Annotated in this window: 12 protein-coding genes; 5 read left to right on the forward strand and 7 right to left on the reverse strand. The window is 37.2% G+C overall.

Going from position 1 to position 12,077, the window contains the following annotated elements; translation table 11 throughout:
* Positions 1 to 110: 110 nt before the first annotated feature.
* Positions 111 to 689 carry a superoxide dismutase [Fe] gene (gene sodB, locus ACRRSQ_RS02350; RefSeq protein WP_440874082.1) on the reverse strand — a complete coding sequence of 193 codons (579 nt, stop codon included), beginning with the start codon at positions 687 to 689 and terminating at the stop codon, positions 111 to 113.
* 264 nt (positions 690 to 953) lie between these two features.
* Between sodB and ACRRSQ_RS02355 the strand changes: the two genes are divergently transcribed.
* From ACRRSQ_RS02355 to ACRRSQ_RS02365, 3 genes are all read left to right on the forward strand, one after another.
* Entirely contained in the window at positions 954 to 1,292 is a 339-nt protein-coding gene (locus ACRRSQ_RS02355; RefSeq protein WP_440874083.1) for a Grx4 family monothiol glutaredoxin, read from the forward strand.
* A 170-nt stretch (positions 1,293 to 1,462) separates the two neighbouring features.
* Positions 1,463 to 2,068 (forward strand): peroxiredoxin, encoded by a 606-nt coding sequence (locus tag ACRRSQ_RS02360; RefSeq protein WP_440874084.1) that lies wholly within the window; start codon positions 1,463 to 1,465, stop codon positions 2,066 to 2,068.
* Between the two features lie 195 nt (positions 2,069 to 2,263).
* Positions 2,264 to 2,644: a hypothetical protein gene (locus tag ACRRSQ_RS02365; protein ID WP_440874085.1), complete on the forward strand. Its 381-nt coding sequence runs from the start codon at positions 2,264 to 2,266 to the stop codon at positions 2,642 to 2,644.
* Positions 2,645 to 2,654: 10 nt separating this feature from the next.
* Here the strand turns inward: ACRRSQ_RS02365 and rnt are convergent, their stop codons facing one another.
* Complete coding sequence (gene rnt, locus ACRRSQ_RS02370; RefSeq protein WP_440874254.1) at positions 2,655 to 3,341, reverse strand: ribonuclease T; 687 nt, start codon at positions 3,339 to 3,341, stop codon at positions 2,655 to 2,657.
* A gap of 179 nt (positions 3,342 to 3,520) precedes the next feature.
* Here rnt and ACRRSQ_RS02375 point away from each other — a divergent pair, with 179 nt between their 5' ends.
* Complete coding sequence (locus tag ACRRSQ_RS02375; RefSeq protein WP_440874086.1) at positions 3,521 to 4,384, forward strand: flagellar protein MotY; 864 nt, start codon at positions 3,521 to 3,523, stop codon at positions 4,382 to 4,384.
* A 171-nt stretch (positions 4,385 to 4,555) separates the two neighbouring features.
* Entirely contained in the window at positions 4,556 to 6,415 is a 1,860-nt protein-coding gene (locus ACRRSQ_RS02380; protein WP_440874087.1) for a M1 family metallopeptidase, read from the forward strand.
* A 74-nt stretch (positions 6,416 to 6,489) separates the two neighbouring features.
* On the opposite strand, the gene ACRRSQ_RS02385 is transcribed toward ACRRSQ_RS02380, so the two are convergent.
* The 5 genes from ACRRSQ_RS02385 to ACRRSQ_RS02405 all read right to left on the reverse strand — a co-directional run bounded on the left by ACRRSQ_RS02385 (position 6,490) and on the right by ACRRSQ_RS02405 (position 12,071).
* Positions 6,490 to 8,217: a diguanylate cyclase gene (locus ACRRSQ_RS02385; RefSeq protein ID WP_440874088.1), complete on the reverse strand. Its 1,728-nt coding sequence runs from the start codon at positions 8,215 to 8,217 to the stop codon at positions 6,490 to 6,492.
* Between the two features lie 252 nt (positions 8,218 to 8,469).
* Complete coding sequence (locus ACRRSQ_RS02390; RefSeq protein ID WP_440874089.1) at positions 8,470 to 10,248, reverse strand: GGDEF domain-containing protein; 1,779 nt, start codon at positions 10,246 to 10,248, stop codon at positions 8,470 to 8,472.
* Complete coding sequence (locus tag ACRRSQ_RS02395; protein ID WP_440874090.1) at positions 10,249 to 10,509, reverse strand: hypothetical protein; 261 nt, start codon at positions 10,507 to 10,509, stop codon at positions 10,249 to 10,251. It lies immediately after the preceding gene.
* A 49-nt stretch (positions 10,510 to 10,558) separates the two neighbouring features.
* Positions 10,559 to 11,380: an SAM-dependent methyltransferase gene (locus ACRRSQ_RS02400; RefSeq protein WP_440874091.1), complete on the reverse strand. Its 822-nt coding sequence runs from the start codon at positions 11,378 to 11,380 to the stop codon at positions 10,559 to 10,561.
* A gap of 142 nt (positions 11,381 to 11,522) precedes the next feature.
* Positions 11,523 to 12,071 carry a GNAT family N-acetyltransferase gene (locus ACRRSQ_RS02405; RefSeq protein ID WP_440874092.1) on the reverse strand — a complete coding sequence of 183 codons (549 nt, stop codon included), beginning with the start codon at positions 12,069 to 12,071 and terminating at the stop codon, positions 11,523 to 11,525.
* Positions 12,072 to 12,077 lie beyond the last annotated feature (6 nt).

Genomic DNA, 12,077 nt, shown 5'->3' on the forward strand with positions numbered 1-12,077 from the left:
GGTTTTAGGAATCCAACACAAAAAAGCTATTTTAGCTGCTTGATACGCGATTAAACGTGTTTTAACAGTCTAAAATAGCTTTACTTTAATAAGGAATAGCTACTTGAAAATTACAAGTTTGCGCTAGCAAATTCCCAGTTAGCCAATGCCCAGAATGCTTCCATATAACTAGGACGTAAATTACGGTAGTCGATATAGTATGCATGCTCCCATAAATCGACAGTAATTAATGGTGTTACACCTTCGTCGGTTAATGGTGTTGCCGCATTTGACGTATTGACAATCGCAAGCGAGCCATCAGCATTTTTTACTAACCAAGTCCAACTTGAACCAAAGTTATTGATGGCACTGTCAGTAAATTTCGCTTTAAACTCTGCGAAAGAGCCGAAGCTTGCGTTGATTGCGTCTGCCAATGCACCACTTGGCTCGCCACCGCCTGTTGGGCTTAAGCTGTTCCAATAAAAAGTATGATTCCAAATTTGAGCAGCGTTGTTAAATACGCCACCACTTGAAGATTTTACGACGTCTTCTAAAGACTTTCCTTCAAACTCTGTACCTTCAACTAAACCATTAAGCTTTACCACATACGTATTGTGATGCTTGCCGTAATGATACTCTAGGGTCTCAGCGGAAATATGCGGTTCCAGTGCGTTCTTTTCATAAGGTAGTGCAGGTAATGTAAATGCCATTTTAATCTCCAAAGAATTATCGTTAGGTTTTTTTACCATTTTAATATAAAGAAATAGTTTGTTTTTTGCAAAAACCTAGTAAAATAGTCAAGTTTTCTAAAAACAGGCTAGATCCTAATAGTTAAATAGGGCTCTATATGTTTTATATCAAGATGATAGCTAAGAAAATACGTAAATAAAGTGTAAGTTAACATTAGATTATTTATTTTTGATTGTGTAATAAATAAGAAAATAATCTAATTGCAATTTAGTAAAGAGGTAACAATGGAAACTATTGATCGCATTAAACAACAAATCGAAGAGAACTCAATTCTTTTATACATGAAAGGTTCTCCTAAATTACCTAGCTGTGGTTTTTCTTCGCAAGCATCGCAAGCAATTATGGCTTGTGGTGAAAAATTTGCTTATGTTGATATTTTACAAAACCCAGATATTCGTGCTGAACTTCCAAAATATGCGGATTGGCCAACATTCCCACAACTTTGGGTTGACGGTGAATTAGTTGGCGGTTGTGACATTATTATGGAAATGTACCAGCAAGGTGAATTACAAACGTTAATTAAAGAATCTGCTGAGAAAAATAACTCTCAAGAAAGTGCTTAACGACTAGAGTCTGTTTCAATATTGTAAAAAATAGCGACATTTGTCACATTATTTTAGACTTTGTTATTGAAATATATCGGACTGTCACCATACTAGTGTTACAGACCAAATAAGCTTGGAAAAGCTTGAACATTATTTAACTTAACTTACTTTTTATTTTGGAGAAAAAAATGAGTGTACTTGTTGGACGTCCTGCCCCAGATTTTACTGCAGCAGCTGTTTTAGGCAGTGGTGAAATTGTTGATGCATTTAACTTAAGTGCAGCAATTAAAGGCAAAAAAGCGGTTGTTTTCTTTTACCCATTAGATTTCACCTTCGTTTGTCCTTCTGAACTTTTAGCTTTTGACCACCGTATGGAAGAATTCAAAAGCCGTGGCGTAGAAGTAATTGGTGTTTCTATCGATTCTCAATTTTCACACAACGCATGGCGTAACACTCCAGTAAATGAAGGTGGTATTGGTCCAGTTCAATACACGCTTGTTGCTGATGTTAAGCATGAAATTTGTCAAGCATACGATGTTGAGCATCCGGAAGCTGGCGTTGCATTTCGTGGTTCATTCTTAATTGACGAAGAAGGTAATGTTCGTCACCAAGTAGTTAATGACTTACCACTTGGTCGTAACGTTGATGAAATGTTACGTATGGTTGACGCACTTCAATTCCACCAAGAGCACGGTGAAGTATGTCCTGCTGGTTGGAACAAAGGTGACAAAGGTATGACGGCTTCTCCAGACGGCGTTGCTTCTTACCTAACTGATAACGCTGACAAATTATAAGCGTAGTGAGTTAATTACAGTTTGTATAAAAACCGGCATTAGCCGGTTTTTTTATGTGTGAATTATGTTGGGGATTTTGATCTGACTCATTTTATTATCAGAAAATTAGGCTTTCAACGCAGAGTTTGAGGCTTTTAGATTTAGCGTTCAAAAAACAAGCTACAATAGTAAATATAACCTTTTGGACGAGTAGCAATGTTTAAAATACTTATATCAATGTTTTCTGAAAACTTACCTTATATAGTTTTCACACTGAGTGGCTATTTAATAATTTTCCATGATGATTGGCGATTAATGGTGTCGGCGGCGATGTTTTATGGCATAGGCTGCGTGTTATTGGTTAGCCGTTCGGCGGCACACCGTCTCGACATTAAAAGTCATCGAAAAATACGCCATCACCTACCAGAAATATTGTATGAATATATGCCTTATTGGTATGGCGCAACCGCTATTTTCTTATTGGTTTACTTTGACAAACCTTGGGTGCAATTTATCGCCTTATTATTGGCGATAATCGCAGTGCGTAATCTAATTCTTCGTCATAATAATCGCTGTAAAGAACCTTCGAAGTTCTAAAGTCTTTACATTAATCTTGTGGCGCTTTCTCTGGCTCAGGTAACGGCCAACCGCCCAGTTGCTGCCATTTATTAACGATATGACAAAATAACTCAGCTGTTTTTTCTGTATCGTATAACGCCGAATGTGCTTCTTTATTACTAAAGTCGATATTGGCGGCTTCACACGCTTTGGCAAGTACCGTTTGGCCTAGTGCAAGGCCAGCTAGTGTTGTGGTATCAAAACTTACAAAAGGATGAAAAGGCGAGCGCTTGATCTTACAGCGCTCAGTGGCGGCGTTAACAAAACCTAAATCGAAAGCGGCATTGTGTGCGACCATAATCGCACGTTGACAACCTGCGGCTTTCATTTTTTTTCTTATCAACTTAAATATATCTTTAAGGGCTTTATCTTCACTTACCGCACCGCGAAGTGGGTTAGTTGGATCGATACCTGTAAACGCTAATGCTGCGGGTTCTAAATTTGCACCTTCAAACGGGTCTACATTAAAGTGAATCGTTTCATCGAGTGAAAAGGTACCGTCTTGCTCATTAATGGTTAGCATTGACGCAGCAATTTCGAGCAAAGCATCGGTTTTCGCATTAAAACCTGCAGTTTCAACATCAACCACAACCGGAAAATAGCCACGAAAACGTTGCGCAAATAGTGACTTAGTTGAAGTGTCTTCTGAATTTTGTGATGTTGATGCGTCTGACATAATAAGAAATAAGCTAGTTGATAAAAAAATTTGCCGAATTATCGCAGAAAATCGTTGAGCAGAGTTAGTGGTTTGTGATTTTTTTCCTCTGAATTTGCCAATAATTACCGAAAAAGTACTAAAGTTATTTAATAAAATGTCGATAGCTAGATAATCGCTCAAATTAATTTGTGTAAGTTATGAATAAAATAATTGTTTTACTGCTTATTTGCTTTTCAATGTCTGCACAGGCAAGTATTCGCCAATACAGCGCAACACTTGCGACTTCTCAATGGGATTTATCTGATAATTCTCGCTTGCAGTGCACCTTAACTCACCAAATTCCTAATTACGGTGAAGCAAAATTTTATAGCCGTGCAAGCCGAAATATGAATATGGAATTCGAGCTTGATATGCTGCGCTTGCCTGACAACTATGCCTTGGCGGAAGTGCGCTCTGAAGCTCCAAAATGGCGCCCTGGTGTTAATGGTCATACGCTGGCAAAAATGAAATTACATAAGCAGTTTGCACCAAGTTTACCCAAAAAAGTTGCTTGGACTATGTTAAGTGAACTAGAGCAGGGCATGAGCCCAACTTTTTATTATAACGACTGGTACAGCGACACCGATAAAATCGCGGTTGGCTTGTCTACCGCAAAGTTTCGCGCGGCTTATCAAGAATTTGTTAGTTGTGTGGGCAACCTTTTAAACTACAATTTTGATGATATTGCTTATACCGTACTTAACTACCAAAGTAATAGCGACAGCTTAACTAAAGCGTCTAAAAAACGCATGGCAATGATCACTGAATATTTAGCGCTTGACCAGACGCTAGAGCTCGTACTTATCGATGCCTATACCGACAGTTATGGCGGCAGATGGCCTAACCAACAATTATCAGAAAAACGCGCGGCAACCATTCGCGAATACTTTGTTAAAAGTGGTATTGATCCTAAACGCATCGAAGCAAAAGGTTATGGCGAAAAACGTCATATCGCCTCAAATAATACGGTATTAGGCCGTGGTGAAAACAGACGTGTTGTCATTCGCATGGAGCAACCTTAATACAGAGGTAATCAACATAAGGTGAAAGAGCAACCTTAACTTGTATTAGTTAGCTTTACACTTTTCCCCGTTTTTATTCGCTAATTATAAACACTATTTTAGTCGAACAGTTGAATAGGCTAGCAGGTTCACTTAACCTACTAGCCTATTTTTTTATGGGATTAATACTGTATGACCAATTACTATCGACTTGTATCCTTTATTGTCGTTTTTATTTCCGCTATGTTTGGTATCACTGCTAACGCAAAAGTTAACGATGCGTATACTTATGCTAATTATGATCAGGTGATCACTAAACACATCTACCTTGATTTAGCCGTAGATTTTGACAAAAAATCGTTATCAGGTTTTGCTGAACTTTCTCTAGAATGGTTAACCGACAACACAGTGCCGGTGTATTTAGACACGCGTGATTTGGTTATTAACAAAGTGTTAGCACAAAACAATGCTGGGCAATGGCACAAGGTCGGTTACAAGCTTGCCAAACGTGACGATGTACTCGGTGCTAAGTTAACGGTAAACGCACAATTTCAAGCAAAAAAATTACGCATTTATTATCACTCACTGCCGCAGGCATCAGGATTACAGTGGCTAGCACCTGAACAAACTGCAGGTAAAAAACTGCCGTTTATGTTCAGTCAAAACCAAGCTATTCATGCGCGTTCATGGATCCCTATTCAAGACACGCCAAGCGTTCGCATTACCTACACTGCACGTATTAAAACCGACCCAGCATTATTGGCGGTAATGAGCGCAAACAATACCCCTGATACTGCTCGCGATGGCGACTACTTTTTCTCAATGCCACAAGCTATTCCTTCTTATTTGATCGCAATTGGTGTTGGTGATTTAGAATTTAAAGCGATGAGCAAACAAACAGGTGTTTATGCTGAAAAATATATTTTAGACGCTGCTGTTGCTGAATTTGACGACACACAAGCGATGATCGACGCCTCAGAAAAGTTATTTGGCGCTTATCGTTGGGGTCGCTACGACTTACTTATTTTACCCCCTAGTTTTCCTTTTGGTGGCATGGAAAACCCACGTTTATCATTTATTACTCCAACCGTTATTGCTGGCGATAAAAGCTTAGTTAATTTAATTGCTCATGAACTCGCCCATTCTTGGTCGGGTAATTTAGTGACGAATGAAAGCTGGCGAGATTTGTGGTTAAACGAAGGATTTACTAGCTACGTTGAAAACCGCATTATGGAAGAAGTATTTGGTGTTGACCGTGCGGTAATGGAACAAGCGCTTGGCGCACAAGATCTAAATTACGAAATTGCTGAATTACCACCGGGCGATACGCAATTGTATATCGACTTAAAAGGCCGAGATCCTGATGATGCCTTCTCTGGCGTGCCTTATGTTAAAGGCCAGTTATTCTTAATGTACCTAGAAGAAAAGTTTGGACGTGAAACGTTCGACGAATTTATTCTAGCCTATTTCAATAATCACGCCTTTGAAAGTTTAGGTACTGAAAACTTTATTGTTTATTTGAAAAAGCACCTAACGGATAAGTACCCAAATATTGTTTCTGATAAAGAAATTAATGAATGGATTTTTGAACAAGGCTTGCCAAGTTTTGTACCAAAACCAACGTCAAATGCATTTACCACCATAGATAATCAAATTGATGAGTGGTTAAACAACAAGACCACGTTGGCGCAACTGCCAACGTCAGCTTGGACTTTGCATGAGTGGTTGCATTTCATCAATAACTTACCAACAGACCTTTCGCTTGAACGCATGAAAGCACTTGATACTGCTTTTAACTTAACCAATAGTACCAATGCTGAAATCACCCATGCTTGGTATTTATTATCACTGCGTGCAGGTTACGACCATGTATTGCCTGTAATGAAGGAATATTTAATTGATATTGGTAGAAGAAAGCTGATTGTGCCGTTATACAAAAAGCTTGCTGAGTCAGAAAGTGGTAAAGCGTGGGCAACTAAAGTGTATCAACAAGCACGCCCTGGGTATCACCCATTAGCGCAAGGTACAGTAGACGCTATCTTGTTAAAATAAAGCGTAATTAATACCTTAGATAATATTTTAAAAGGAGCTTCGGCTCCTTTTTTGTTGATTTTTTTCGCCGACGGTTAAACGTTTGCCGGGTTACTTTTAAATATATTGACACTGTTTCTGCCATGATGCTTTGACGAATACATGGCAGAGTCTGCATCAGCAAGAATCTGCTCTAATTCAAAACCTGAACGGGTTGCATCGGTTACGCCAAAACTTGCCGTAATGGGTTGTGCAATACCGAGAGTCTGGTAATCAATACTTTGAATAGCAGAGCGCAATTTATTGGCAATATCTTGCGCTATCACTAAACTACAACCTGGTAGTACTAAGCCAAATTCTTCACCGCCTATACGGCCAAATATATCATTATGCCGGCAAATTTTAAGGCAAGTTTGTGCAATTTGCTTAAGCACTTCGTCGCCTGCAGCATGGCCATAACTGTCATTTACTTTTTTAAAGTTATCGACATCAAACATAATACAACTCACCGCTTGTTGGTGTTCTTGGCAGTGCTTCATTGTCGTTTTTGCAACTTCTACAAAATGTCGACGATTAAAGGTTTTAGTTAAGCTGTCGTATTCTGCAAGTTGTTTTAAGCGCTCTTGATTACGCCAAGCTCGGTAAGCCCATATAATGACAAGAGTAAGCAAGGTAAGAAGTAAACTAATGAGCAGAATAAAATTTTCTTGATTTTTTTCTGTTAATTCTTTTGCGAGCACCAAACGTTTATTTTGTTCGTCAAGAAAACGTATTTGCGCTTTATTTTCAAACTCTTTATGGGCCGCTAATTGAAACGCCCAATGTTTAGCTTTAGTGTCATCAATATAAGTTTCATTCGCTTGTGTGTAGAGAATATGGTATTCAAGCGCTTTGGCTAAATTACCTTGTTTGAAATATAGCTGATGCAGTAAATAATAACTTTCGATATCCGCTTGCGTCGTATTTAACTCTTCAGCCAAAGCAATAGTTTTTAATGCAAAGTGAAGCGACTGCTGATCGTTTTGTTTGTGCCAGTAAACTTGAGCAAGCAAGGCATAGAATTCAGCGATAACACGAAAATACTTGGTTTGTTCAGCTTCTCCAATGTGCTGTTGTAGGTGTTGATAAGCTTTATCAAATTGTTCAGTATCAATGTAGTAACGCGCCAAATATGCGCGACTCAAAGAGACGGTTAACGGTTCATTGGCTTTTATACAAGCCGCTATAGTTTGTTTAAATTCATTGGAGTTTTCATTAAGCAGATTAAGTTTAAATTTTGACTCTAAAATTAATTGTTGTTGAATGCATGCACTTCTTACTTGTTTCTCCTCAAGCTCCACTTTTTGGGCGTAGTTTAAAGCCAAGTTATGTTGTCCAACTTGATTATAAAAAAGGGCAGCGACAATTAAGGCATCACTTTTAAGCTCATTATCTTTAACTTTTGGTAGTTCTCTAAGTAAAAGTGCAAGTTGCCGTAATCCTTGACTCCAATTTAACGATACCGCATGCGCATTAACAATAAGCATATTAGAACGCACTTTTAATGCGTGATCATTGCTATCATTTATTAATTGACTCGCTAAAGCAATCCCTTGAGAAAATTTACCAGAGAATACGGCTTGATACGCTTTTAAATATTGAAAACTGTTGTTTTGATTAGCATTAAACTGATGCTGATACGTTTGTAGTTGACTGAGTAATTGGTTAAATTTTGCTGGATCTCGACTTCTAACTTTATCAGCTGTTGCCAGCATAGTTGAAAGAGCTGTTGCCTTGATGTTGGTATTGATGTCTTGCTCATTAGCTAAACTAAAGCAAGACATGCATAAAAGAATGGCAATGGGAAAAAGTAGCGGGACTTTTATCAAAGACTTTATGGCTGAGACTTTAGGGCAAACGACGCAAGTCCGCCTGTTTACTCTCGTGGCAAATAAAGCAAAACAACAGATATGATAAAATCTGAACTGATAAATACCCAAAAGCCACCTTGAACACACTATCTATAATAAGTATTAAGGCTAACCTAAAAGTGCAACTTGGCAAGCAAATTTATGTATTTATTGCATAAAACGCTTTTAATTCGGCTTTTTATAGACACTTACCGTATTTCTGCCGTGGTGTTTTGAGGCATACATGGCGGAGTCGGCATCAGCTAATAAATCATCTAATTCAAAGCCAGAACGTGAGCCATCTGTTATACCAAAGCTGGCGGTGATAGGTGAGCTCAGCCCTAGTGACAAATAATCTATTTCGTAAATAGCATTTCGGCATCTATTGGCAATATCTTCAGCGATTAAAATACTACAGCCTGGTAAAATAAAACTAAACTCTTCGCCACCTAAACGACCAAAAATATCGTTATGGCGACCAATTTTCTGACAGCTGTCTACTACTTGTTTCAGCACTATATCGCCAACGCCATGACCATAAACATCGTTAATTTGTTTAAAATGATCTAAGTCGAATAAGACGCAACTAATTTCTTGTTGTGATTTTTGATGATGTTTCAATGCACTTTGCGCAAGCTGGACAAAATGTCCGCGGTTATATATACCGGTAAGCGAGTCAAATTCTGCCAGCTCTTTTAAATGTCTTTGCGTCATCCACGACTTATACGCCCAGCCGGCAAGTAACGTCATTAACGTCATTAATAAAGCGATAAATAAATAGTTATTTTCTTGTTGCTTGTCAGATAACTCTTTTGCCAATAATAGCCGTTGATTTTGCTCATCGAGCATTTTTATTTGCGTTTTATTTTCAAATTCATGGTGTTTTGCTAACTGAAAGGCTAAATGCTTGGCTTTGGTTTCATCTAAGTACGCCTTGTCGGCTTCGGCGTATTTTTTATGATAAATTAAAGCGTTATAATAATTTTTTTCATATTCAGCAATTTGGTATAAAACTTTATAAGTTGTAATAAATGCAGGCGTGTTAACTAAATCCTTTTCTATATTTAATGACTCTAATGCAAAGTGTTTCGCATTAGAATGGTCATTAATTAACAAGTAAGATTTCGCCAAGATAGATGCGATGTCAGCCATGACTTTAGGATACTGACTTTTTTCTGATAAATTAAAGTTTTCATTTAAAACCTCTATCGCTTGCAAAGGTTTTTCGTCTTTTATATATAAATTTGCTAGATATGTGTAGATAAGGCTACTCATTGCAAATTCATTAGCTTGTATGCAGGTTTGGATACCTTCATGTATGCTAGAATTGTTTGGTGATAATTCTTTCAACTCAGTTTTTGCAAGTAAAATTAATTGAGACTTGAAACAATTTCTTCTGTCTGTTTGCGGCTCTATTAAATTTGCATAGTGAAGGGTTAAACTATATTGACCTAATTGACTGTATAATATAGCAGCAACAAAATATGTTCTTTGTTTTAAATCTTTATTTACTGAACCTAGTCTTGATAAAATACTAGACAATAAACTTAAGCCTTTAGTCCAGTTTTGATCGAGGGCGTAAATATTTACTATTGTTAAGTCAGTTCTATACTTTAATTCAAAACTCACTTTCAGCTTGTCAAGTTCATGTGCAAGGTCCAAAGCTTTTTTATACTGCCCTTTGAAAGTTGCTTGATAAATACGCAAGTAGATATAATGGTTTTTCTCTTCGGTAGAAAGATCAGTAAGATGTTGAGCTAGGTAATCAAGATAGTTGTCTAATTTTTGAGGTTCACTACTTCTTATCGAATCGGCTTGTCTTAACAGTTTACCGAAATCAAGGCTTTCCATATTCTCAGCTAGAGTTTTTGATGAAAATGTCAAAATCAATATTATTAGCATGAAAAATAACACATTATTTCTATATAGAGATAATGTGTTAGGAGTAGTGGTTACATTTAACATTTAAATATTTATTACTGCATTTGTTTCTTCGTTTTCTTGTTCGTCATCAGCTGGTTCGTCATCTTCTGCCGGAAATACACCACAAAACATTTCGGATCGTACGTCCAATAAGGTCTCTAAGTCATCAATGTTCTTTTCTAAGATTGATGACTTTATTGGATTAGATAGCTTTAGCTCATTGATTTTTTCAATCACTAACTCTTGGTCTTGTAATGTTGAATCTTTTCCTATTTGCTCTAAAAGTTTTATGACTTGGTTCATTGGTTTACTCCATATTGTTATGAAAACTTTGTTATTTGACTTATTGTAACTATTCAACCAAATACAGTTTTGGCTGCGGTTTATCCGTAGTAATTTGTTTATCTAATTTAGCTAAACGATCTAATATACTTTGATTAGCTTTCATTTTTTTACTTGGCGGAATGACCAAAGTAGTGTGCTGAAAAATTTCGGCCTCTATGAGTTTTTTTAATATTATTTTTTCAATACGCTTAGCATCTATTGGTAGAACCTTGGCTTGATATAAAATCACTTCATGATCGAGCGGGTAGGTTTCGCTAAGCAAATCAACTAATACCTGTTTGTATGCTTTGCCAGTAGAAAACTTTGCTAACGATTTATCGCCGGCTAACCCAACTTGCCATAAAATTAAATGAGCGGCAGGGTCAACATTGCGTTGATAAAACATAAACTGGCTGGCTTCAAAGTGCATGCATCCGGTTTTTCCTGGGTCGATAGCCAGATCTGCATACAAACAATCTTCTGCGGATATGCCAGGTTCCATATGAGCGTGATAACCTTCATTGTCAGCTTTTTTAATGGCTCGGTGAGCAACACAAGCGAATACACCAGGGTGCCCATAAAATGCAGCTACAACTTTTTTACCAGCGCGTACCTCAGTTAAAATAGCTTTTACCATGTCGTTGTAGGTACTATTACGATTGGTACCTTCACAGTAATAGGGTTGTAGGCTTCGAACGTCTTGGTGCATTTCTTCAACCCAACGTTCAACTATGCCATTCGACATTAAAGAGAACACAATATCGGCATTCTCAATATAGCTTCTACATATAGGACTGATGTGCGCGCCTAATGTCATACCTGTGCCGACGCAAACTAAACTTCCTGACATTCAACTAACTCTTTGCCGTTATTATTTAAGTTATATTTTATACTAGGTTAGTTAAATTATTTCTATAAAAACTATTGATTTTATAGAAATTATTTAATGTTAGTTAACTGTTTTTTTGAGTGAGTTGTTAAGTCTATGTTAATTAATTGTTAGCGTAATGTTGGTTAAGGTATGTCAAAAAGGCATGGTTCGTGATGTTTTTAATCTCATGCTCACTATTGCGATGAGAAGTAGGATCGTTTTGGGCGTTAAATTTTTTGCAAAGTGCTGCCATAGCAGCATTATTTCTATTGTAACGAAAGTTTATACTTTCCAAAGATAAGCAATTAAAAGAGTACATTATAGTTGCTTCTAATGTCTCTTTGGCGTAGTTTTTTCCTATAAAACTTGGCAATAGCATTATACCTACTTCATTAATTGCTAATAGTTCATTAGCGTATTTTTTGTATAGAGAAGCTATTCCTAAAGGGGTTTGATTGTACCGGTCTGTAATAACCCAAGTTATAAAGTTCTTATCTTTAATTTGAGTTTTTTTTAGCATTATTGCAAAAGCATTTTTTGCTTGCTGTAAGTTAAAAGGCTTACTTATATACATCATTGTTTTAGCATTTGTATAGAGTTCACAATAAATACGTTTGTCTTGTTGATCAAGCGGTCGAATAATGAGTCTTTTGGTAGTGAATGTATGCATCTTGTC

It is taken from the genome of Thalassotalea sp. PLHSN55 (assembly GCF_052030545.1).
Lineage (GTDB): Bacteria > Pseudomonadota > Gammaproteobacteria > Enterobacterales > Alteromonadaceae > CANMXU01.